This window comes from Streptomyces sp. Ag109_O5-10, from assembly GCF_900105755.1.
Taxonomy (GTDB): domain Bacteria; phylum Actinomycetota; class Actinomycetes; order Streptomycetales; family Streptomycetaceae; genus Streptomyces.
Window position 1 is genome coordinate 2,695,962 of the sequence record NZ_FNTQ01000001.1, and the last position, 22,865, is coordinate 2,718,826.

At 71.1% G+C, this 22,865-nt stretch carries 21 protein-coding genes and 1 riboswitch; of the genes, 8 read left to right on the plus strand and 13 right to left on the minus strand.

The window, feature by feature from the left end; translation table 11 throughout:
• Window positions 1-163: 163 nt before the first annotated feature.
• A complete protein-coding gene (locus tag BLW82_RS12235) occupies window positions 164-1,603 on the minus strand; it encodes a gamma-aminobutyraldehyde dehydrogenase (RefSeq protein WP_093498817.1) in 1,440 nt (479 codons plus the stop codon).
• Between the two features lie 165 nt (window positions 1,604-1,768).
• Between BLW82_RS12235 and BLW82_RS12240 the strand changes: the two genes are divergently transcribed.
• The 7 genes from BLW82_RS12240 to BLW82_RS12270 all read left to right on the plus strand — a co-directional run bounded on the left by BLW82_RS12240 (window position 1,769) and on the right by BLW82_RS12270 (window position 8,620).
• A complete protein-coding gene (locus tag BLW82_RS12240) occupies window positions 1,769-2,287 on the plus strand; it encodes an Lrp/AsnC family transcriptional regulator (RefSeq protein WP_093498818.1) in 519 nt (172 codons plus the stop codon).
• Window positions 2,272-3,654, plus strand: a complete 1,383-nt coding sequence (locus BLW82_RS12245; protein WP_256215772.1) for an aspartate aminotransferase family protein — start codon at window positions 2,272-2,274, stop codon at window positions 3,652-3,654. The genes BLW82_RS12240 and BLW82_RS12245 overlap by 16 nt, the downstream gene beginning before the upstream one ends.
• 191 nt (window positions 3,655-3,845) lie before the next feature.
• Complete coding sequence (locus BLW82_RS12250) at window positions 3,846-4,586, plus strand: ABC transporter ATP-binding protein (RefSeq protein WP_093498820.1); 741 nt, start codon at window positions 3,846-3,848, stop codon at window positions 4,584-4,586.
• Window positions 4,568-6,079, plus strand: coding sequence for a hypothetical protein (locus BLW82_RS12255; protein WP_093498821.1), 1,512 nt, complete (start codon window positions 4,568-4,570; stop codon window positions 6,077-6,079). The genes BLW82_RS12250 and BLW82_RS12255 overlap by 19 nt, the downstream gene beginning before the upstream one ends.
• A 109-nt stretch (window positions 6,080-6,188) precedes the next feature.
• The gene (locus BLW82_RS12260) at window positions 6,189-6,596 is read left to right on the plus strand and encodes a VOC family protein (protein WP_093498822.1); all 408 of its coding nucleotides are present in this window, start codon (window positions 6,189-6,191) and stop codon (window positions 6,594-6,596) included.
• A gap of 16 nt (window positions 6,597-6,612) precedes the next feature.
• A complete protein-coding gene (locus tag BLW82_RS12265; RefSeq protein ID WP_093498823.1) occupies window positions 6,613-7,749 on the plus strand; it encodes an LOG family protein in 1,137 nt (378 codons plus the stop codon).
• Window positions 7,750-7,909: 160 nt separating this feature from the next.
• A complete protein-coding gene (locus tag BLW82_RS12270) occupies window positions 7,910-8,620 on the plus strand; it encodes an LAETG motif-containing sortase-dependent surface protein (protein ID WP_093498824.1) in 711 nt (236 codons plus the stop codon).
• 83 nt (window positions 8,621-8,703) lie between these two features.
• On the opposite strand, the gene BLW82_RS12275 is transcribed toward BLW82_RS12270, so the two are convergent.
• The 10 genes from BLW82_RS12275 to rpsB all read right to left on the minus strand — a co-directional run bounded on the left by BLW82_RS12275 (window position 8,704) and on the right by rpsB (window position 20,112).
• Complete coding sequence (locus BLW82_RS12275) at window positions 8,704-9,726, minus strand: ABC transporter ATP-binding protein (RefSeq protein ID WP_093498825.1); 1,023 nt, start codon at window positions 9,724-9,726, stop codon at window positions 8,704-8,706.
• Window positions 9,726-11,324: an ABC transporter permease gene (locus tag BLW82_RS12280; protein ID WP_093498826.1), complete on the minus strand. Its 1,599-nt coding sequence runs from the start codon at window positions 11,322-11,324 to the stop codon at window positions 9,726-9,728. The genes BLW82_RS12275 and BLW82_RS12280 overlap by 1 nt, the downstream gene beginning before the upstream one ends.
• 38 nt (window positions 11,325-11,362) lie before the next feature.
• Entirely contained in the window at window positions 11,363-12,433 is a 1,071-nt protein-coding gene (locus BLW82_RS12285; RefSeq protein ID WP_093498827.1) for a thiamine ABC transporter substrate-binding protein, read from the minus strand.
• A 72-nt stretch (window positions 12,434-12,505) separates the two neighbouring features.
• Window positions 12,506-12,613: riboswitch (TPP riboswitch) on the minus strand.
• Between the two features lie 23 nt (window positions 12,614-12,636).
• Window positions 12,637-13,743, minus strand: coding sequence for a dual-specificity RNA methyltransferase RlmN (gene rlmN / locus BLW82_RS12290; protein WP_093498828.1), 1,107 nt, complete (start codon window positions 13,741-13,743; stop codon window positions 12,637-12,639).
• Between the two features lie 73 nt (window positions 13,744-13,816).
• On the minus strand, window positions 13,817-14,605 hold the full coding sequence (locus BLW82_RS12295) for a VOC family protein (RefSeq protein WP_093498829.1): 789 nt from the start codon (window positions 14,603-14,605) through the stop codon (window positions 13,817-13,819).
• A gap of 584 nt (window positions 14,606-15,189) precedes the next feature.
• Window positions 15,190-16,551 carry a phosphatidate cytidylyltransferase gene (locus BLW82_RS12305; protein WP_256215773.1) on the minus strand — a complete coding sequence of 454 codons (1,362 nt, stop codon included), beginning with the start codon at window positions 16,549-16,551 and terminating at the stop codon, window positions 15,190-15,192.
• A complete protein-coding gene (frr, locus tag BLW82_RS12310) occupies window positions 16,551-17,108 on the minus strand; it encodes a ribosome recycling factor (protein WP_089098486.1) in 558 nt (185 codons plus the stop codon). The genes BLW82_RS12305 and frr overlap by 1 nt, the downstream gene beginning before the upstream one ends.
• 146 nt (window positions 17,109-17,254) lie before the next feature.
• Window positions 17,255-18,013, minus strand: a complete 759-nt coding sequence (gene pyrH / locus BLW82_RS12315; RefSeq protein ID WP_093498830.1) for a UMP kinase — start codon at window positions 18,011-18,013, stop codon at window positions 17,255-17,257.
• A gap of 208 nt (window positions 18,014-18,221) precedes the next feature.
• Entirely contained in the window at window positions 18,222-19,058 is an 837-nt protein-coding gene (gene tsf / locus BLW82_RS12320; RefSeq protein WP_093498831.1) for a translation elongation factor Ts, read from the minus strand.
• A gap of 133 nt (window positions 19,059-19,191) precedes the next feature.
• Window positions 19,192-20,112 carry a 30S ribosomal protein S2 gene (gene rpsB, locus BLW82_RS12325; RefSeq protein WP_093498832.1) on the minus strand — a complete coding sequence of 307 codons (921 nt, stop codon included), beginning with the start codon at window positions 20,110-20,112 and terminating at the stop codon, window positions 19,192-19,194.
• A gap of 271 nt (window positions 20,113-20,383) precedes the next feature.
• On the opposite strand from rpsB, the gene BLW82_RS12330 reads away from it, so the two are divergent.
• Entirely contained in the window at window positions 20,384-20,968 is a 585-nt protein-coding gene (locus BLW82_RS12330; protein ID WP_256215774.1) for a murein hydrolase activator EnvC family protein, read from the plus strand.
• A gap of 125 nt (window positions 20,969-21,093) precedes the next feature.
• Here the strand turns inward: BLW82_RS12330 and BLW82_RS12335 are convergent, their stop codons facing one another.
• Together BLW82_RS12335 and whiG are read right to left on the minus strand one after the other, a co-directional pair.
• Window positions 21,094-21,651: a TetR/AcrR family transcriptional regulator gene (locus BLW82_RS12335; protein ID WP_093498833.1), complete on the minus strand. Its 558-nt coding sequence runs from the start codon at window positions 21,649-21,651 to the stop codon at window positions 21,094-21,096.
• 118 nt (window positions 21,652-21,769) lie between these two features.
• Window positions 21,770-22,612, minus strand: coding sequence for an RNA polymerase sigma factor WhiG (whiG, locus tag BLW82_RS12340; RefSeq protein ID WP_089098491.1), 843 nt, complete (start codon window positions 22,610-22,612; stop codon window positions 21,770-21,772).
• Between the last annotated feature and the right edge of the window lie 253 nt (window positions 22,613-22,865).

Sequence of the window (22,865 nt, forward strand, 5' to 3'; positions counted from 1 at the left end):
CGAGCCACCTGACGCGGACCCGACACCTTGTCGATGCCCCGGATCAACACGGAGTTGCTTCGAAACCCCGGCGCGCACAGCGCCCCGAAAGGGGCGCGGGGAACTGCGCGACCAGCCCCCACACACCCGCACCCGACCTACAACCCGGCCTACGGCCTACGGCTTACGCGTCCAGCGACGTCATCACGTGCTTGATCCGCGTGTAGTCCTCGAACCCGTACCCGGACAGGTCCTTGCCGTACCCCGACTTCTTGAAGCCGCCGTGCGGCATCTCCGCGACGAGCGGAATGTGCGTGTTGATCCACACGCAGCCGAAGTCCAGCTTCTTCGACATCCGCATCGCGCGCCCGTGGTCCTTGGTCCACACCGAGGACGCGAGCGCGTACTCGACGCCGTTGGCCCAGTTCACGGCCTGGTCCTCGTCCGTGAAGGACTGGACGGTGATGACCGGCCCGAAGACCTCGTTCTGGATGATCTCGTCGTCCTGCTTGAGGCCGGAGACGACGGTCGGCGCGAAGAAGTAGCCCTTGTCGCCGACCCGCTGCCCGCCGGTCTCGACCTTCGCGTGCGCCGGGAGCCGCTCGATGAAGCCGGAGACCTGCTTGAGCTGGTTCGGGTTGTTCAGCGGTCCGAACAGCACGTCCTCGTCGTCCGGCTGGCCGGTCTTGGTCTCGGCGGCGGCCTTCGCGAGCGCCGCGACGAACTCGTCGTGGATGGACTCCTGGACGAGCACCCGGGTCGCCGCCGTACAGTCCTGGCCGGCGTTGAAGAAGCCCGCCACCGAGATGTCCTCGACGGCCTTGGCGATGTCGGTGTCCTCGAAGACGACGACCGGCGCCTTGCCGCCCAGCTCCAGGTGGACCCGCTTGAGGTCCTTGGACGCGGACTCGGCGACCTGCATGCCGGCCCGCACGGAGCCGGTGATGGAGGCCATCGCCGGGACCGGGTGCTCGACCATCGCACGACCGGTGTCACGGTCGCCCGTGACGACGTTGAAGACGCCCTTCGGCAGGATCCCGCCGATGATCTCGGCCATCAGGACGGTCGAGGCCGGGGTGGTGTCCGACGGCTTCAGGACCACCGTGTTGCCCGCGGCGATCGCCGGGGCGAACTTCCACACGGCCATCATCATCGGGTAGTTCCACGGCGCGACCTGCGCGCAGACACCGACCGGCTCGCGGCGGACGATGGAGGTCATGCCCTCCATGTACTCGCCGGCCGACCGGCCCTCCAGCATCCGGGCCGCGCCCGCGAAGAACCGGATCTGGTCGACCATCGGCGGGATCTCCTCGGAGCGGGTGAGCCCGGTCGGCTTGCCCGTGTTCTCCACCTCCGCCGCGATGAGTTCCTCGGCCCGCTCCTCGAACGCGTCCGCGATCTTCAGCAGGGCCTTCTGCCGCTCCGCGGGCGTGGTGTCGCGCCAGCCCGGGAAGGCCGCGGCCGCGGCCGCCATCGCCGCGTCGACGTCGGCCTCGCCGGACAACGGGGCGGTCGCGTACGCCTCGCCGGTCGCCGGGTTGACCACCTCGGTGGTCCGTCCGTCGGCGGCGTCCCGGAACTCACCGTCGATGTAATTGCGCAGACGACGCAGCTCGGTGCTCACTGCCGGCCCTCCAAGTTCGGGTGTCCATTGACTGAGACACCCACAGTAATCCGAGATCCCACGTTTTCAACACCCCCACAGCCGCCGCATCTGCGAAATCCGCAATCCGTGGCACCTCAAACAACGAATTTCATCGATACGGCCTTGCGGAACCGTCGAGACGTCGTGCACAGTGAGGTCGTGGCCAGTCGAAGCGCAGACCAGAGGGACTCGTCCCGCGAGTCCAGGAACGGCACCCCGCAGTTGGACGCCGTTTCCCTCGCCATCATCCAGCAGCTCCAGGAGGACGGCCGCCGGCCGTACGCCGCCATCGGCAAGGCCGTCGGCCTGTCGGAGGCGGCCGTGCGCCAGCGCGTCCAGAAGCTGCTGGACCAGGGCGTCATGCAGATCGTCGCCGTCACGGACCCGCTCACCGTGGGCTTCCGCCGGCAGGCGATGGTCGGCATCAACGTCGAGGGCGACGTCGAGTCGATCGCGGACGCGCTGACGGCCATGTCGGAAGTCGAGTACGTGGTGATGACCGCGGGCTCGTTCGACATCCTCGCGGAGATCGTCTGCGAGGACGACGACCACCTGCTGGACGTCATCAACAAACGCATCCGGGCCCTGCCCGGCGTGCGCTCCACCGAGAGCTTCGTCTACCTGAAGCTGAAGAAGCAGACCTACATGTGGGGAACCCGATAACCGTGACCGAGAAGGACCTCAGCCGCACCGCGTACGACCACCTGTGGATGCACTTCACCCGCATGTCCTCGTACGAGAACTCGCCCGTCCCGACCATCGTCCGGGGCGAGGGCACCTACATCTACGACGGCAAGGGCAAGCGCTACCTCGACGGTCTCGCCGGTCTGTTCGTGGTCCAGGCCGGTCACGGCCGCACCGAACTCGCCGAGACCGCCTTCAAGCAGGCCCAGGAGCTGGCGTTCTTCCCGGTGTGGTCGTACGCCCACCCGAAGGCCGTCGAACTCGCGGAGCGGCTGGCCGACCACGCCCCCGGCGACCTGAACAAGGTCTTCTTCACCACCGGCGGCGGTGAGGCCGTCGAGACCGCCTGGAAGCTCGCCAAGCAGTACTTCAAGCTGCAGGGCAAGCCGACCAAGTACAAGGTCATCTCCCGCGCCGTCGCCTACCACGGCACCCCGCAGGGCGCCTTGTCGATCACCGGCCTGCCGGCGCTCAAGGCCCCCTTCGAGCCCCTCGTTCCCGGTGCGCACAAGGTCCCGAACACCAACATCTACCGCGCCCCGATCCACGGCGACGACCCGGAGGCCTTCGGCCGCTGGGCCGCCGACCAGATCGAGCAGCAGATCCTCTTCGAGGGCGCCGACACCGTCGCCGCGGTCTTCCTGGAGCCGGTCCAGAACGCGGGCGGCTGCTTCCCGCCCCCGCCCGGCTACTTCCAGCGGGTGCGCGAGATCTGCGACCAGTACGACGTGCTGCTCGTCTCCGACGAGGTCATCTGCGCCTTCGGCCGCCTGGGCACGATGTTCGCCTGCGACAAGTTCGGCTACGTCCCGGACATGATCACCTGCGCCAAGGGCATGACCTCGGGCTACTCCCCGATCGGCGCGTGCATCGTCTCCGACCGCGTCGCCGAGCCGTTCTACAAGGGCGACAACACCTTCCTGCACGGCTACACCTTCGGCGGACACCCGGTCTCCGCGGCGGTCGGCCTCGCCAACCTCGACCTGTTCGAGCGCGAGAACCTCAACCAGCACGTCCTGGACAACGAGGGCGCCTTCCTCTCCACCCTGCAGAAGCTGCACGACCTGCCGATCGTCGGCGACGTCCGCGGCAACGGCTTCTTCTACGGCATCGAGCTCGTCAAGGACAAGGCGACCAAGGAGTCCTTCAACGACGAGGAGACCGAGCGCGTCCTGTACGGCTTCCTCTCCAAGGCCCTGTTCGAGAACGGCCTGTACTGCCGTGCCGACGACCGCGGTGACCCGGTCGTCCAGCTCGCCCCGCCGCTGATCTCCAACCAGGAGACCTTCGACGAGATCGAGCAGATCCTGCGCGCCACCCTCACGGAGGCGTGGACCAAGCTCTGATCATCGGATCAGCGGTCTGATCATCCGGCCCCGGCGCCGTCCGTTCGAGTGAGAACGGCGGCCCGGGGCCGTGTGCTGTCCGGGCTCCGCCGCCCGGCCTGCCTAGCGTGCACGTGACCGATCGGCCCAGCCTTCGTTCCCCCGGACGTGGGAAGGCACGGCAAAACGGATCAGAACCGAGGTGTACGCCCATGGAGGCCCCGCCGGACAACGACGTGCTGTGGGCACGCGCCCTGCACTTCAGCCACCAGGACGGCTCACCCGGCATCGCCGGCATCTCGCTGGGCGTGCGCGAGGGCGAGATCCTCGCCGTCAGCGGCCCGCGCGGCAGCGGCAAGACGACGCTCCTGAGGTGCCTGGCCGGTCTGGTCCCGGCGCAGGACGGCGAGGTCTGGTTCAACAGCAAGGCCGTGCACCGGATGGGCCCGTTCGCCCGCGAGCGGCTGCGCCGCGACCGCTTCGGCTGGATCGACCCGGCCCCCGCCCTCGTCCCCGAACTGAACGTCTGGGAGAACACCGCCCTGCCTCTGATGCTGCGCGGCACCGGCCGCCGGCGGGCCAAGGTGGCCGCGCTGGAGTGGCTGGAGCGCCTCGACGTCGGAGACAAGGCCCGCAAGCACCCGGCCGAGCTCCAGCAGGCCGAACGCCAGCGTGTCTCCATCGCCCGCGCCCTCGCCCCCGCGCCCACGGTCCTCTTCGCCGACGAGCCGACGGCCCCGCTGCACCGCGCCGACCGCGCCCACGTGCTGCGCACCCTCACCACGGCGGCCCGCTCGCACGGCATCACGGTCGTCCTCGCCACGCACGACGCGGAGACGGCGGCCCTCGCCGACCGCAAGGTGGTGCTCCTCGACGGCCGCGAGGTGAAGACGGTCCACCTGCCACCGGTCCCCGAAGCGGAAGGCCGGGCCGAGTGCTCAGTCTCCGTCTGACCCGCGCCGCCCGGCCGACCGTCCACCTGCGCCGCCTCCTGGTGGCCGCGGCGGCGGCGGGCACGGGCTTCCTCCTCCTGTCCGCCCTCGGCTACGCGCTGACCCACCCGGCCCATTCGACGGCGGCCCTCCTGCGTCTGTCCTGGTGCGCGATCCCGGCCGCCAGCACGGTGTACCTCGCGGTCGCGGTGGCCCGCACCGACCCCGGCGCCAGGCCGCGCTCGGGTCTCTCCGCCTTCGGCCTTGGCCCGGCCCGCCTGATGGCGATCGCCGCCCTCAACACGGCCCTCGCCTGCGCCCTCGGCTCCGTGCTGGCCCTCCTGGTCTTCCTCCACCTGCGCGGCGACCTCACGGGCATGCCCTTCGACGGCGCGGCGAAGGACTTCCTGGCGGCCGGCAGGTCCCTGCCCGTACCTGCGGCCCTGACCCTCCTGGCCGTCCTCCCGGTCCTCGCCTCCACGGCGGTCGCCCTGGCCCTCCGCCCCCGCGACCTGCCCCACCCCGGCACCCGCACCCGCGTCTACGGCCGCTTCGGCGCCTACGACCGCACCGCGAAGCCCGAATCCTTCGGCACCTACGGCCGCTTCGGCGCCCGCTTCTTCCGGGGCCCCACCCCCGGCCCCCAGCCCACGAGCCCCCCACTCCACCCGACAGACGGCACCCAGCCACCGCTCCACCTCTCCCACGACGCCCAACCGTCCTCGCACCCCGCGCACGACGCCCAGCCCTCCCCGCACCCCGCGGGCAGTCGTGCCGTTGGGGCGGCACGGGTGGGCGCGGACGGCACCACCCTGCAAGCGCCGGTAGGCGACACCCCCCTCACCCCGGCCCCAGCCGACCCCACCCATGACACCCCGGCCCCGCTCCCCGGCCTCCCCACCGCCCAGCCCCCCGGCCTCCCCTGGGGCATCGCCGTCCTCGCCGCGGGCCTCGCCGTGGAGTCCTACGCCGGCGTCACCGAGACCGCCCCGCACACCACCCTCCCCGGCGGCCTGGCCGGCGGCCCCGCCGGTGTCCTCGCCGGCTGGGTCCTCACCGCCGTCGGCCTGATCCTCGCCGCCCCCGGCCTCACCCACCTCTGCGGCCGCCTCCTCCAGTCCGTCCGCCCCGGCGCCCGCCGACTCCTCGCCGGCCGCGTCCTGATGGCGGAGGCCACCCGCATCGGCCGCCCCCTCGGCGTCGTCTGCGCGGTGGCGTCGGCCGCCTTCGCGACCAGCGCTCTGCACGGCGACGACGGCAGCGCCCCCGCCTTCGGCCCCCTCACCGTGCTTGGCGGCCTCGTGGTGGCCGGCTGCACGGTCGCCACCCTCCTCACCGCGGCCGTCGAGGCCCGCCAGTCCCGCGCCGACACCACCGCGGCCCTGCTCCGCCTGGGCGCCCCGGCCACCGTGCTGCGCAGCGCGGCGGCCCTGCGCACCGGCGCCCTGCTGGCCTTCTTCGGCCCCCTCACCCTGCTGATCGCGGAGCTCGCCGCACTCCCGCTCGCCCGCTGAAAGGCCGCACGAGCAACCGTTCGAAAAAAATCCACTCCCGGTGCGATGAGTTTCGCCGCACCCCCCGGTCTATCCCCCCGAACGGCACGACACCCGAGGGAGAGACCCCATGTACCAGCAGATGATCTTCGTGAACCTGGCCACCAACGACGTCGCCGCGTCGCGGAAGTTCTTCACGGAGCTCGGCTACACGATCAACCCGCAGTTCAGCAACGACGACTGCTCCTGTGTCGTGATCAGCGACACGATCATCGCGATGCTGCTGAGCAAGCAGCGCTACGCCGACTTCACGAAGAAGGAGATCGCCGACTCGACGAAGACCAGCGAGGTGCTGATCTGCCTGAGCGCGGAGAGCCGCGAGAAGGTCGACGAGCTGGTCGAGAAGGCGGTCGCGGCCGGCGGCACCGCCAACGACGACGTCCAGGACCAGGGCTTCATGTACGGCCGTTCCTTCGAGGACCTCGACGGCCACAGCTGGGAGGTCGTGTGGATGGACCCGGCGGCGGTGCAGGGCTGACGCCTACAGTGGGCGGGTGCATCCGACACCCGCCCAGCCGAACCCCCCGCAGCACCGGGCCGCCCGCGACCGTGAGATCGAGTCCCTCGCCGAGTTCGACGAGGTCGTCGCCACGCACGGCACGCTCGCGCAGTACCGGATCCAGGCCGTCGATCTGACGGACCGTACGGACGTCCTGCTGACCACCGACACCTCCGGCGCCGTCTTCCTCGGCTGCCCGATGTCCCCCGAGGCCGCCGCCCGGGCCGGCGCGTCCGGCGCGCTGGTGTTCCCGCCGGTCCCGGACCTCCCCTTCGATCCCTACCGCGCCTTCGTCTACACGCCCGGCGAGCTGTTCGACTCGCTCGACGCGGGCTACGAGGCGACCCCGGACGCCCGTTCGTACGCCTGGGTCCAGCAGACCAGGACGGACGGCGACATATTCGGTTCGATGCTGCGCTCGATCCACGACGACGCGGTCTCCGACGCGCTGGACGAACTCCTCGTCGACGCCCGGGTGGTGGGCGTGATGGGCGGCCACGCGATGGCCCGCGGCACCGCCGAGTACGCCGGCGCCGCCCGGCTCGGCCGGGAGCTCGCGCGGGCCGGCTTCACGGTGGCGACCGGCGGCGGCCCCGGCGCGATGGAGGCGGCGAACCTGGGCGCGTACGCGGCGCCCTTCGGCGACGGGATGCTCGACGAGGCGCTGGAACTCCTCGCCAAGACACCGTCGTTCCGGCCGTCCGTCACCGACTGGGCGCGCGCCGCCTTCGAGGTCCGCGAGCGCTGGCCGGACGGCGGCCCCTCGGTCGGCATCCCCACCTGGTTCTACGGCCACGAGCCGCCGAACGCCTTCGCCGCGCACATCGCCAAGTACTTCGCCAACGCCACTCGCGAGGACGGCCTGCTGGCCCGCTCCAACGCCGGTGTGGTCTTCCTGCCGGGCGCCGCCGGGACCGTACAGGAGATCTTCGACAACGCGACGCCCAACTACTACGAGTCACGCGGTGAGCCGACCCCGATGGTGCTCGTGAACGAGGCGCACTGGAGCGAGAAGCTGCCGGCCTGGCAGCTGCTGACCTCGCTCGCGGGGGAGCGCGCGATGGCGTCCCGTATCGCCCTCGTTGACCGGATCGAGCAAGCTTCACAAGCGCTGAAACGTCTCACCAGGTAAACAGCGGGTAAAGTCAACATCCGTGGACTGCATATGCGTTGACACTACTTACGGCACACTTATAGACCTGAGGGACTCTTGGGGATTCTGATGCCTCACCGCATTGCCGCATCAACTCCCCCTCAGCCCCCCCTCGGTTATGCACTCAGTAAGGACAAACGTGTCCATATCCCGCCGCAGTGCACGTCGTTCCGTGCGCGTCCTGGGAGTTGCCGCCGCGTCGGCCGCGCTGGCGCTCAGCGCCTCCGGCTCCGCCCTCGCGTGCAACATCTCCGATTTCTCCGCCGAAGCCACGTGCGACGGCAACAACGGTGTCATCAACGTCAAGGACATCGACGCCTCCGGTACTCCGGCCACCATCACCGTCTTCCTCGAGAACAACGGCGCCGACGCGAATCAGGTCGGCGAGGCCCAGACCGTCAAGGGCTCCAAGGAGGGCACCACGGTCTCCTTCTCCGAGGACTGGAAGCCGAACGCGGAGTACCGCGTCCACGTGGTGGTCAACACCAGGGGCATCAAGATCGACAGGGACATCACGCCCAACCTGACGACCCCGTCGACCGCGTGCAAGTCCGACGAGAGCGCCAGCCCCTCCCCGTCGGACTCGGCCACCCCGTCGCCCTCGGCGTCCGAGACCACTCCGGCCCAGTCGGACTCCCCGACCCCGTCGGCCACGGAGAGCAACAGCACCGCCCCGGCGACCGGGTCGGACAACGCCCCGTCCCCGGCCGTCGGTGACTCGAACCTCGCCGAGACCGGTGCCAACTCCAACACCGGCCTGATCGCCGGTGTCGCCGCCGCGCTCGTGGTGGCCGGCGGTGGAGCCGTCTGGTTCGGCATGCGCCGTCGTGGGGCGCAGAACGGCAGCTGACGCTCCCCTCGCCACACCCGTACACCGTCGAGGCCCGTCCCCGTATCCCCGGGGGACGGGCCTCGGCCGTACCGGCGAAGCCCTCAGTCCAGTACGACGGTCTCCGCCGCGTCGAACTCGACGCCCACCGCGTCCCCGGCCTCCGGCGCCTCCCGCAGCGCGCAGGCCGCCTCCAGGCGCGGGCCGTCCCCGGGCTGGAGGTGGACGGTGACATGGGTGCCCTGGAAGGTACGGGCCGCCACCGTGCAGGGCAGCCCCGCGTCGGCGGCGACGAGCCGCACCCCCGCCGGCCGTACCAGCAGCGTCCGATGGCCCTGCGCCGAGCCCTCGGGCACCGGGACCTTCCCCCACGGCGTCACCGCGACGGTTCCCTCGACGGTCGCCGGCACCACGTTGCCGAAGCCCAGGAAGCGGGCCACGAACTCGTCCGCGGGCCGCTGCCAGACGTCGAGGGGCGTGCCGGACTGGGCGATCCGCCCGTCCCGCATCACCACCACCCGGTCGGCCAGCGCGAACGCCTCGCCCTGGTCGTGCGTGACGGCGAGCACGGTCGTCCCCAACCGGCCGAACAGCTCCCGCAGTTCGACCACCAGCCGCTCCCGCAGCGAACGGTCGAGCTGCCCCAGCGGTTCGTCCAGCATGAGCAGCCGGGGCCGGGGCGCAAGAGCCCGCGCGAGCGCCACCCGCTGCTGTTCACCGCCGGAGAGCCCGGCGACGGCCCGCCCGGCCGCCCCCGGCAGCCCCACCAGCTCCAGCAACTCACCGACCCGCGCGACCTGTTCCGCTCTCCCGGCGCCGCGCATGCGCAGCCCGAAGGCCACGTTCCCGCCGACGTCCCGCTGCGGGAACAGCTGGTGGTCCTGGAACATCAGCCCGACGCCCCGCCGGTGCGCGGGCACCCGCGCCTGGTCGTGGCCGTCGAGCAGCACCCGCCCGGAGCCGAGCGGTTGCAGCCCCGCCACCGCCCGCAGCAGCGTCGACTTGCCGCTCCCGCTCGGCCCGAGCACGCACACCACCTCGTGCTCGGCCACCTCCAGGCCGACGGCGTCGAGCACGGCCCGTCCGCCGAACCGCACGGTGGCCTCGTCCAGTTCGAGAAGCGGCATCAGAACTCCCCCGTCCGGTCGGTGCGCAGCCGCTCAAGGACCAGCAGGGCCGCCGCGCACACCACCATCAGAATCGTGGAAAGGGCCATCGCCTGGCCGTAGTTGAGATCACCGGGGCGGGCCAGCAGCCGGGCCACGGCGACCGGCAGGGTCGGGTTGTCCGGCCGCGCGATGAACACCGTCGCCCCGAACTCCCCCAGCGACACCGCGAACGCGAAGCCCGCCGCGATCAGCAGCGCCCGCCGCACCAGGGGCAGGTCGACCTCCCGCCACACCCGCCGGGGCGAGGCCCCCAGGACGGCCGCCGCCTCCCGCAGCCGCTCGTCCACGGCCCGCAGCACGGGCAGCATGGTCCGCACGACGAAGGGCACGCCGACCAGCGCCTGCGCGAGCGGGACGAGGATCCAGGACTGGCGCAGGTCCAGCGGCGGCTTGTCGAGCGCGATCAGGAACCCGAAGCCGACGGTCACCGCGGACACCCCGAGCGGCAGCATCAGCAGCGCGTCGAAGCCCCGTACCAGGCGCCCCGCGTCCCGCCGGGCCAGCGCGGCGGCGGCGAGCCCGCCGATCACCACGGCGACGGCGGTGGCGACGACCGCGTACTGCAGCGAGTTGACGACCGACTCGATCGGCGCGACCAGGAAGGTCCCGCCGTCCGCGGCGCCCAGCGCCCGGTAGTACCCGAACCCGCCGTCCAGCGACCGCCGGACCAGCACGGCCAGCGGCAGCACGAGGAGCACGGCGACGGTGGCGAGCACCCCGCCGAGCAGCGCCCACTGCCCGGCCCCGCGCGGCCGGCGCGCCGTCACCGCCGGGTCCACCAGCCTGAGCGCGCTCTCCCGCCGCCGTACCGTCCACGCGTGCACGGCGAGGATCGCACCGACCGCGGCGAACTGCACGAGGGTGAGGACGGCGGCCGTGGAGAGGTCGAAGATCTCGGAGGTCTGCCGGTAGATCTCCACTTCGAGGGTGGAGAACGTCGGCCCGCCGAGGATCTGCACCACGCCGAAGGAGGTGAAGGTGAACAGGAAGACCATCAGCGCGGCGGCGGCCACCGCGGGGGCGAGTGCGGGCAGGGTGACCTTCCGCCAGGCGGCCAGGGGGGAGACGCCGAGCATCCGGGCGGCCTCCTCCTGCCGCGGGTCCAGCTGGGCCCAGAGCCCGCCCACGGTCCGTACGACGACCGCGTAGTTGAAGAAGACGTGCGCCAGCAGGATGGCCCAGACGGTGGTGTCGAGCCGTACGTCCCACAGCTCGTCCAGCAGGCCGCCCCGCCCGACCAGTGCGAGGAACGCGGTACCCACCACCACCGTCGGCAGCACGAAGGGGACCGTCACCACGGCCCGCAGCACCTGTTTGCCCGGGAAGTCGAGGCGGGCGAAGACGTAGGCGGCGGGCAGCGCGGCCAGCAGGGTGAGCGCGGTGGAGGCGAGCGCCTGCCAGGTGGTGAACCAGAGCACGTGCCGGATGTCGGACTGGCCGACGACGTCGGCGATCCGCCCGAGCCGCCACACGCCGTCGACCCTCAGCCCGCGCGTGACGATCGCCGCGACCGGCCAGGCGAAGAAGACGGCGAAGAACGCGACGGGCCCGAGCATCAGCCCGAGCCGCGCCGCGCTCCCGCGCCGGCCGACCGCTACTTCAGTACGAGTGACGTCCACGTCTTGACCCACTGGTCACGGTTGGCGGCGATCTTGTCGGGCGCCATGGTCTCGGGGTCCTGGGCGGCGGGCCCGTACTTCGTGAACTCGGCGGGCACGCTCGCGCCCTTCACCACCGGGTACACGAACATGTTCAACGGCATGTCCTCCTGGAACTCCTTGGAGACCAGGAAGTCGACGAGCGCCTTGCCGCCCTTGGTGTTCCCCGCGTTGCTCAGCAGCCCCGCGAACTCGATCTGCCGGAAGCAGGTGCCGGTCGCGACCCCGGTGGGCGCGGTGCTCGGCTTCGGGTCCGCGTAGATGACCTCCGCGGGCGGCGAGGAGGCGTACGAGACGACGAGCGGCCGGTCGCCGCCGGCCTTCTTGCCGCCGGCCGAGCCGGAGAACTCCTCGTTGTAGGCCTGCTCCCAGCCGTCGACGACCTTGACGCCGTTGGCCCGGAGCTTCTTCCAGTAGTCCTGCCAGCCGCTGTCCCCGTACGCGGCGGCGGACCCGAGCAGGAAGCCCAGCCCCGGCGAGGAAGTGGCCGCGTTCTCGGTGACGAGGAGATTCTTGTACTGCGGCTTGACGAGGTCGGCGTACGACGTCGGCGGGGTCAGCTTGTGCTTGCTGAAGTACGCCTTGTCGTAGTTGACGCAGATGTCGCCGTAGTCGATGGGCGTGACCCGGTGCTTGGCCGCGTCGAGTTGGTACGCCGTGCCGACCGCGCCGAGCCCTTTCGCCTCGTACGGCTGGAAGAGACCGTTGTCGAGGGCCCGGGAGAGCAGGGTGTTGTCGACGCCGAAGAAGACGTCGCCCTGCGGGTTGTCCTTGGTCAGGATCGCCTTGTTGACGGCCTGCCCGGCGTCGCCGTCCTTGAGGACCCTGACTTTGTAGCCGGACTGCTTCTCGAAGTCCCGCAGCACGTTCTTGGAGACGGCCCACGAGTCGTGGCTGACGAGGGTGACGGTCTTGGAGTCGGCCTCGGAACCCGACGACGACGAACACGCGGACAGCGTGACGAGGCCGAGCCCGACGGCCGCGGCCAAGAAGGTCCTGGTGTGCACTGGTGTTTTCCTCCTGGGGTTGACCAGGAAGAGACGCGGCCCTGCCCGCGGGGTGCGGGCAGGGCGCAACAGCTTGAGTGATGACCGAACTTCCTACCCAGAATGACCTGGGCGAGGTTCAGAGGGTCTGCGGCCCGGTTGCCGCACTCTCAGCGCTGTGGCGCTCCCCTGTCGGAATATGAAGATGTACCTGCGCCCTCAGATTACCGCTCGGTGGCCGCGAGCTGACCACAGGCTCCGTCGATCTCCTGCCCACGGGTGTCCCGGACCGTCACCGGCACACCGTGCGCCGCGATCGCCTCGACGAACGCCTTCTCGTCCTCCGGCCGCGACGCGGTCCACTTCGAACCCGGTGTCGGGTTCAGCGGGATGAGGTTGACGTGCACGGGCTTGCCCTTGAGCAGCCGGCCCAGCCGGTCCCCGCGCCACGCCTGGTCGTTGATGTCCCGGATGAGGGCGTACTCGATGCTCAGGCGCCGCCCGCTCTTCTCGACGTACTCGAACCCGGCGTCGAGGACCTCGCGCACCTTCCACCGCGTGTTCACGGGGACGAGGGTGTCGCGCAGTTCGTCGTCGGGCGCGTGCAGCGAGATCGCCAGCCGGCACTTGAAGCCCTCGTCGGCGAACCGGTGGATGGCCGGGACCAGCCCGACGGTCGAGACGGTGATCCCGCGCTGCGAGAGGCCGAGGCCGTCCGGGGCGGGATCGGTGAGCGCCCGGATCGCTCCGACCACCCGCTTGTAGTTCGCGAGCGGCTCCCCCATCCCCATGAAGACGATGTTGGACAGCCGCGCCGGTCCCCCGGGGACCTCCCCGTCCCGGAGCGCCCGCATCCCGTCCACGATCTGGTGGACGATCTCCGCGGTGGACAGGTTCCGGTCCAGACCCGCCTGCCCGGTCGCGCAGAACGGGCAGTTCATCCCGCACCCCGCCTGCGAGCTGATGCACATGGTCACCCGGTCCGGGTACCGCATCAGCACCGACTCGACGAGCGTGCCGTCGAACAGCCGCCACAGCGTCTTGCGCGTCGTCCCCTCGTCGGTCGACAGATGCCGTACGACCGTCATCAGCTCGGGGAACAGAGCCTCCCGCAGCTTGTCCCGCGACCCCGCCGGGATGTCGGTCCACTGCTCGGGGTCGTGCGCGTACCGCGCGAAGTAGTGCTGCGACAGCTGCTTGGCACGGAACGGCTTCTCCCCGACCTCGGCCACCGCGTCCTTGCGCTCGGCAGGCGAGAGATCGGCGAGATGCCGCGGCGGCTTCTTGGCACCGCGCGGCGCTACGAAAGTGAGTTCTCCGGGATTAGGCATGGCCTTAACAGTGTCGCAGATCAACTGAGGTGGCCCGCGACCGCGGATCAGGCCGGGGTCCGGGGCCGAGGACTCAGACCCTGGCCGTGGAGATGATGGCGAAGAAGGCGCCCAAGGGGTCGAGGAACATGGCGAAGCGGCCGATGCCGGGGGCCTCGGTGACGGGCATGAGGGCGGTGGCTCCGGTGTCGGTGGCGGTGGCGAACGTGGCGTCGCAGTCGCTCACCTCGAAGTACGGATGCCATTCCGGGGTCGATCCGGCGTCGAGGTTGGCCTGGGGCAGTTGCATCAGGCCGCCGTGGGCCGCCGCGGGGCCGGCGCCGGCCGGGGTGAGGATCGTGTAGGCGAGTCCCGGGCCCATCGGCACGTCCCGCGTCTGCCAGGAGAAGACCGTCCCGTAGAACGCCTTCGCCGCGTTCGCGTCGGTGGTGTAGAGCTCCGTCCTGGCCAGGCTGCCGGGGACCGCGACGAGATCCAGGCCCCGGGTCTCGCCCGGCTGCCAGACCGCGAAGTCCGCGCCGGCGGGGTCGACGAAGGCCGCCGCCCGCCCGAAGGCGAAGACGTCCGCCGGGGCGATCCGGACGCTGCCGCCCGCCTGCTCCACGGCCTTGGCGGTGGCGTCGGCGTCCGGGGTGTGGAAGTACACCCGCCAGGACGCGCCCGCGCCCTCCTCGGTGAGCGGGCCGATCCCGGCGACCGTCCCGCCGTCCTGCTCGAAGAAGCCGTAGCCGCCCGCCTCGGGACCGGCGGACCGGTGCTGCCAGCCGAAGACGGCCGCGTAGAAGGCGGCGCTGGCGTCGGTGTCGGGGGTGCCCAGGTCCAGCCAGTTCGGGGCGCCTGGCACGTACGTGGTCGTCAGCATGGTGGGGTCCTCCTCGGTCCTCGGTCCTCGGTCCTCGCCGGCCCGCGCCGGTCACCAGGTCACGGGCAGCGTACGCGGTCCGCGGATCAGGCCCCTGCCGCCTGAACTCGACCTCGTCCGGGGGTGCGGGCGGCCGGATGCCGGGGAAGCGGGCGAGGACCGAGCCGATCATGGTCTCGGCCTCCGTGCGGGGCGTGATCGCGGCCGTGCAGTGGTGCGGGCCGTGCCCGAAGGCCGGGTGGGGGCCGCGGAGGGGGCCGCCCGCGCGGTCGAAGTCCAGGTCGCGGGGGTCGGTGAAGGCGGCGGGGTCGCGGTTGGCGGCGACCTAGGCGTTGTGGACGACGTCACCGGCCCGGATCAGCCGGCCGCCGACCGGGGCATGGGCGCACTCCCTGCGCGTGGGAGGAGACGGCGTCCTCACAGGGGGTCTGCCTCCCGCCGGAATGACCGTGCGAGGTGTGCCGCGTCATCCGGGGCCGACATGGCCGTCGAGCCCCCGCCCTGCGAAGGACGGGGGCTCGGCTACGACAGCTGCATGCGGCACACCGCCGACGACTCCGCAGATCAGCCGGTGTCCGGCCCGGTCACCCGCTTCCGACGAACAGCACCATCAGCAACCACACCACCGGAGCCGTCGGCAGCAGTGAGTCCAGGCGGTCCATGATGCCGCCATGGCCCGGCAGCAGGGTGCCCATGTCCTTGATGCCCAGGTCCCGCTTGATCATGGACTCGCCGAGGTCGCCGAGCGTGGCGCTGGCGGCGACCGCGAGGCCCAGCAGCAGGCCCTGCCACCAGGTGCCGTCGTCGATCAGGAACTCCATGCACAGCGCGCCCGCGACCATCGCGAACAGCACCGCGCCGACCAGGCCCTCGCGGGTCTTGCCGGGGCTGATGCGCGGCGCGAGCTTGTGGGTGCCGAAGCGCCAGCCGACCGCGTAGGCGCCGGTGTCGCTGACCACCGTGAGGAGGAGGAAGGTCAGCACCCGTTGCGGGCCGTCCTCCGCGGTGAGCATCATCGCGACGAACGTCGCCAGGAACGGGACGTAGAACGCCGCGAAGAGACCCGCCGTGACGTCCCTGAGGTAGCCCTCCGGCGGTTCCGTCATCCGCCAGACGAGGACCGCGAGGCCGGTGAGCGCCAGGGCGACCCAGGCGCCCTCGGCTCCCCGCGCGTACCCGGCGACCACCATCGCGGCGCCGCCCAGCGCCAGCGGGACCAGCGGCGCCTTGATGTCCTTGCGCTCCTGGAGCCGGCTGGTCAGTTCCCACAGGCCCACCACGACGGCGACCGCCACGACACCCACGAAGACGGCCTTGACGACGAACAGGGACGCCACGATCACGACGCCCAGTCCGACGCCGACTCCTATGGCCGCGCCCAGGTCGCGTCCCGCGCTCTTCTTCTGCGGCGCGGGCGCCGGCTGTGGGGCGTCGGGCATGGGCTCCGGATTCTGCGGCGCCGCCGCGTGAGGCAGGGGCTGCGCCGACGGTGTGTCGTGGCGGAACGTCTCGTCCCGGAGGTTCTCGTCTCGGAACGTCTCGTCTCGGAACAGGGGACCGCCCAGCCGAGCGGCCCCCCTGTCACCGTCCTGGTCCGAGCCGTACGCGGGTACGTCGTCGGGCACGAGGGGCATGGGGCGAGTCTGCTGCGCGTTCTGCGCATCGTACGCGGGACCCGCCGGGGCGGCTCCCTGGACGTGCCCCAGGTCGTAGCCGTGGGCGGGACCGAGGCCGTAGCCCTGGCCGGGACCCTGCGCAGGGTCCGCGCCCGTGCCGTACCCCGCGCCGGAGCCGTGGGCGGCGCCGGGGCCGTATCCCTGGCCGGAGCCGTGGTCGTACCCCTGGCCGGTGCCCTGATCGGCCGGTTCCCAGTACCCGGCCGGCGGTCCGGCCTGCCCGGGCTGCGGCCCGGCGTGCGGCGAGGCTCCCCAGGATGAGTCGTTCATCAGACTTCGAGAAGCTCCGCTTCCTTGTGCTTGAGGAGCTCGTCCACCTGTGCGACGTACTTCGCGGTGGTGTCGTCGAGCTCCTTCTCGGCGCGGCGGCCCTCGTCCTCGCCGACCTCGCCGTCCTTGATCAGCTTGTCGATGGCGTCCTTGGCCTTGCGGCGGACGGAGCGGATGGAGACCTTGGAGTCCTCCGCCTTGCCCTTCGCGACCTTGATGTAGTCGCGGCGGCGCTCCTCGGTGAGCTCCGGGAACACCACCCGGATGATGTTGCCGTCGTTGCTCGGGTTGACGCCCAGGTCCGAGTCGCGGATCGCCTGCTCGATGTTGCGCAGGGCCGTCTTGTCGAACGGGGTCACGACCGCCATGCGCGGTTCCGGCACGGAGAACGAGGCCAGCTGGTTGATCGGCGTCGGCGCGCCGTAGTAGTCGGCCACGATCTTGTTGAACATCGCCGGGTGCGCACGGCCGGTGCGGATCGCGGCGAAGTCCTCCTTGGCGACCACGACGGCCTTCTCCATCTTCTCCTCGGCTTCGAGGAGGGTCTCTTCGATCACCACTTGCTCCTGCGTGTCTTGAGTAAGGCCCGGCTGCGGTTCCGCCCGGGGGCGGCGGCCGGCTGCGTCGCGTCTTCTTTCCCCGACGGTTCCCGACCGGCAGGACATTGTCCATCCCCCGGTCAGGGTTCGTCGGGCGGTGCCGGTCAGTCCCGGCTGCCCTGGTCACCCACCAGCGTGCCGATCTTCTCACCCTTGACGGCGCGCGCGATATTGCCCTCCGCGAGCAGCTCGAACACCAGGATGGGCAGCTTGTTGTCGCGGCAGAGCGTGATCGCGGTGGCGTCGGCGACCTTGAGCTCGCGGGTGATGACCTCGCCGTAGCCGAGGGAGTCGAACTTGACGGCGTCGGGGTTGGTCTTGGGGTCGGAGTCGTAGACCCCGTCCACACCGTTCTTGCCCATGAGCAGCGCCTCGGCGTCGATCTCCAGGGCGCGCTGGGCGGCGGTGGTGTCGGTGGAGAAGTACGGCATGCCCATACCGGCGCCGAAGATGACCACGCGGCCCTTCTCCAGGTGGCGCACGGCGCGCAGCGGGATGTACGGCTCGGCGACCTGCCCCATGGTGATCGCGGTCTGCACCCGGCTGTCGATGCCCTCCTTCTCCAGGAAGTCCTGGAGGGCGAGGCAGTTCATGACGGTGCCGAGCATGCCCATGTAGTCGGAGCGCGCCCGGTCCATGCCGCGCTGCTGGAGCTCGGCGCCGCGGAAGAAGTTGCCGCCGCCGATGACGACGGCGACCTCGGCGCCGTCGCGGACGACGGCCGCGATCTCACGGGCGATCTTGTGCACCACGTCGGGGTCCACGCCCAGGCCGCCGCCACCGGAGAAGGCCTCTCCGGACAGCTTCAGCAGAAACCGGCCGCGTACTTTGCCGTCGTCGCTCTTCTGGGCCTTGGTGGTCATGGAGATCCCGCCTCTTTCACGTGGTGCACATACAAAGAAGGCCATTGCCGGTGGGGTCGCTTTTCGCTGCCCATGCGCGGCAATGGCCTCCTCGTCAGATCTGCCGCCGTCCGTCACGCCCGTGGGTGTGGCGGTGCGTACGGACGACTGCTGTCGACCGACCCTATCGGGATTTCCCCGTGGGTCGCGCGTCGATCGCGGTACGGACTCAGATGCCGACCTTGATGCGCGTGAAGCGCTTCAGGGTGACACCGGCCTCGTCCAGGACCTTCTGGACCGACTTCTTGTTGTCCAGTGCGTACGGCTGGCCGAGCAGCGTGGCGTCCTTGAAGAAGCCGTTGAGGCGACCCTCGACGATCTTCGGCAGGGCGGCCTCGGGCTTGCCCTCGGCGCGGGTGGTCTCCTCGGCGACGCGGCGCTCGGTCTCGACGACGTCGGCCGGCACGTCCTCCTTGGCGAGGTACTTCGGCGCGAAGGCGGCGATGTGCTGGGCGACGCCCTTGGCGATCTCGGCGTTCGGCTTGTCGAGCTCGACGAGGACACCGATCTGCGGGGGCAGGTCGGGCATCGTGCGGTGCATGTAGGCGGTCACGTAGCCGTCGGCGTACTGCGCGAAGCGGTCCAGGACGATCTTCTCGCCGAGGTTGGCGTTGGCCTCGTCGACGTACGCCTGGACGGTCTTGCCGGGCTCGATCTCGGAGGCGAGCAGGGCCTCCAGGTCCGCCGGGGCGGTCTTGGCGACGTGCTCGGCGATGGTGTTGGCGACGGCCTGGAACTTGTCACCCTTGGCGACGAAGTCCGTCTCGCACTTCAGCTCGACGAGGACGCCGGAGGAGTTGTCGTCGGCGATGATCGAGACCACGGCGCCGTTCTCGGCGGAGCGGCCCTCGCGCTTGGCGACGCCCTTCTGGCCCTTGATGCGGAGCGCCTCGACAGCCTTGTCGACGTCGCCCTCGGCCTCGTCCAGGGCCTTCTTGCAGTCCATCATGCCGGCGCCGGTGAGCTCGCGGAGCTTCTTGACGTCAGCGGCGGTGTAGTTCGCCATGAGTCGTTAAGTCTTTCTCGAAGTCGGGAGATCTGCCCGATCCACGAACCACACGTAGATGTGGGGCGCGAATCTGTGGGTGAACGGCGGGGGCGTACGGGGTGTCGCCGCCCCCGCCGTCAACGCTGACGGGTCAGGCCTGCTCGGCGTCCGCGGCCGGAGCCTCGGCGGCGGCCGGAGCCTCGGCAGCGGCCTCGGCGGCGGCCGGAGCCTCGGCCTGCTCGGCGTCGGCGACCTTCTCGGTCTCGGCGGAGGTCTGGACCTCGGCGTCGTCCGCCTTCTTCTCGCCCTCGAGCAGGTCGCGCTCCCACTCGGCGAGCGGCTCGCCGGCGGCCTTCTCACCCTTGTCGCCGGTGGCGACGCGCGAGCGGCTGATGAGGCCCTCGGCGACGGCGTCGGCGATCACGCGGGTGAGCAGGGTGACGGAGCGGATCGCGTCGTCGTTGCCCGGGATCTTGTAGTCGACCTCGTCGGGGTCGCAGTTGGTGTCGAGGATCGCGACGACCGGGATGTTGAGCTTCCGGGCCTCGCCGACCGCGATGTGCTCCTTCTTGGTGTCCACGATCCAGACGGCGCTGGGCACCTTCTGCATCTCGCGGATACCGCCGAGGGTCTTCTCCAGCTTGGCCTTCTCGCGCGAGAGCACGAGAAGCTCCTTCTTGGTCAGACCGGACGCGGCGACGTCCTCGAAGTCGATCTGCTCGAGCTCCTTGAGGCGCTGCAGACGCTTGTAGACGGTCGAGAAGTTGGTGAGCATGCCGCCCAGCCAGCGCTGGTTGACGTAGGGCATGCCGACGCGGGTGGCCTGCTCGGCGATGGCCTCCTGCGCCTGCTTCTTCGTGCCGACGAACATGACCGTGCCGCCGTGGGCGACGGTCTCCTTGACGAACTCGTAGGCGCGGTCGATGTACGACAGCGACTGGAGCAGGTCGATGATGTAGATGCCGTTGCGCTCGGTGAAGATGAAGCGCTTCATCTTCGGGTTCCAGCGACGGGTCTGGTGACCGAAGTGGACGCCGCTCTCCAGCAGCTCCCGCATCGTGACGACGGCCATGGCCGTATCTCCTTGAATTTCTCGGTTGTACCGCGGGGGCCGGACGGCTCCCGCGCCTGACGCCCGTGTGCGCTGTGCCACGAAGGACCGAGAAGCGCTGACACCTGCGGATGTGGGCCAGGTGTCGGGGCGTGCGAAGTCGACCCGGTGACCCGGATCGCCAAAGGAAGTGTACGGGACCGGGGAGGTGCCGGGTGACGCCGGTCTCCACAACTCGGGAGTAATCCACAGGTACCGGCCATGATCGGTGTGGGTGCGGGACCGTTTGGCCATGTTGGTCATGCGACGCGCGATGCGGTGGATGTGGGCGGTGACGGCGTTGCCGCTGGCCCTGGGAGCGGCCTCGGCCGGGGCCAGGGGTGGGGCGGAGGGTCCGCCGCCGCCTGCCGGGCCGCCGGTGCCGGCGGTCGGCCGTGCCTGGCCGGTGGGGGTACGGCCACCGGTGCTGCGCGGCTGGGAACCTCCGGCGACGGTGTACGGCCCGGGGCACCGCGGGGTCGACCTGGGCGCGGCCCCCGGTGCGCCGGTACGGGCGGTGGCGGCGGGCCGGGTCTCCTACGCGGGGCGGGTGGCGGGGCGGGGCGTGGTGTCGGTGGCTCTGACGGGGACGGACCTGCGCACGACCTACGAGCCGGTGACGGCCACTGTGGAGAAGGGGCAGGAGGTGGCGGCGGGGGAGGTGGTGGGCACGGTGGAGCCGGGCGGCGCGCACTGCGGTGCTCGGCCGTGTGTCCACTGGGGACTGCTCAGGGGTGACGCGTATCTGGACCCGGTGCAGCTGTTGCCGCCCTGGTTGGTGAACGCGGGGCCGTCGAGGTTGTTGCCGGTCTTGGGGGTGCCGCTGCCGGAGGGGTGATCGCGGACATTCGCGCGGCCGTCGGTGCGTGGGGCTGATCGCGCAGTTCCTCCCCCAGCCTTCGGCCCGGGGTAACGCCAGCGCCGATGGGCGCTCCGCGCCCCCGGCCCCAGCGCCCGCTGACCTCAGCCCTGCACACCCCGCAGCGCCATGGCCACAGCCGCCTCGGTGATCACGACCGGGTCCTCCGCCGCCCCCAGCTCGATCCGCCGTACCGCGGCGTCCACGACCCCCTGCAGCAGCATCGCCGCCAGTCGGGGCTGCTCGTGCCCCAGCTCCCCCAGTGCCTCCACGATCATCGCGACCAGCCCGCCGTGCGCGGCCCGGATCTTCTCGCGGGCCCCCGCGTCCAGTTCGCTCGCCGAGATCGCGACCACCGCCCGGTGCCGCCGGTCCCCGACCAGGGCGAGCTGCTGCCGCACGTAGGCCTCGACCTTGCCCTCGGCGGAACCCGCCCGCTCCATCACCGCCGCGACCTCCGCCGCCCACACCGGGAAGTCGGCCTCGCACAGCTCCTCGACCACGGCGGCCCGGGAGCGGAAGTACTCGTAGACGGACGACCGGGCCAGCCCCGTGCGCTCGGCGAGCGCGGGGAAGGTCAGCGCCTCCGTCCCGCCCTCGGACAGGAGGGACCGCGCCGCGTCCAGCAGGGCGGCTCGCTGCATCGACCGGTGCTCGGCCACGGAGGCCGCTCGAATCCTTGGCACGTCGACCACTTTACGGACGCACCGGGCCGGACGGGAGGCAGCACGACCGGAAGACCGGGCGCCCGGCCGCCGCCCAGGCGCCGGAAACCGCGGCTCAGCGGCCGAAACTCGCCAGCTTCGCCCGTAGCTGCAGCACCGATTTGGTGTGGATCTGACTCACCCGGCTCTCGGTGACCCCGAGCACGTTCCCGATCTCCGCGAGGGTCAGCCCCTCGTAGTAGTAGAGGGTCACCACGGTCTTCTCCCGCTCCGGCAGCGTGTTGATGGCCCGCGCCAGGAACCGCCGCAGCTCCCGGTCCTCGGCCACCTCGACGGGGTTGTCCGCGGCGGTGTCCTCCAGCGTGTCCATGACGCTGAGGCCGTCGCCGCCCTCGCCCCCGACGTGCAGCAGTTCCTCCAGCGCCACCACGTTGGCCAGCGACAGCTGACTGAAGACGGCGTGCAGCTCGTCCACCTCGATGCCCAGCTCGGCGGCCACCTCGCCCTCAGAGGGTGTGCGCCGCAGCCGTGCCTCCAGGGTGGCGTAGGCCCGCTCCACGTTCCGCGCCTTCTGCCGGACCGAGCGCGGGATCCAGTCCAGCGCCCGCAGCTCGTCGATCATCGCCCCCCGGATCCGGGTGATCGCGTACGTCTCGAACTTGATCTCCCGGTCGACGTCGAACTTCTCGATCGCGTCGATGAGCCCGAACACCCCGGAGGAGACGAAGTCGGCCTGCTCCACGTTGGGCGGCAGGCCCACGCTCACCCGCCCGGCCACGTACTTGACCAGCGGCGAGTAGTGCAGGATCAGCTGTTCCCGCAACCGGTCGTCCCCCGTCGCCTTGTACGACCGCCACAGCTCGTCGAGCGTCGAGGGAGCGGGCGGCCGCACGCTGCCACCGTCGCGGGCGGCTGGGGGGATCGCCGCCCGGTCGGACCCGGAGGTGTGCTGGGGCATTCGTCGCCTTGTGCCGTTCTGCCGTGAAGTGCCAGGAAGTGCTGTGTCGTGCCGTGGCGCGGGGTGGACGGGGGGGGTGAAGAGCAATGGTTGGGCGAGGTGTCGGTCTCGTGCCGGTTGGCACGGTCTGCGCCAGGCCTTTCGTGAGCGTAGCGTGACTGAGGAGTCGCGGTGCGCGAACAGAGCGGCTCCACCCCCGCGCGAACCCCCTGTACGGCGCGCTCCACCACGCCCCGTACGTCGCTCTGCGTGA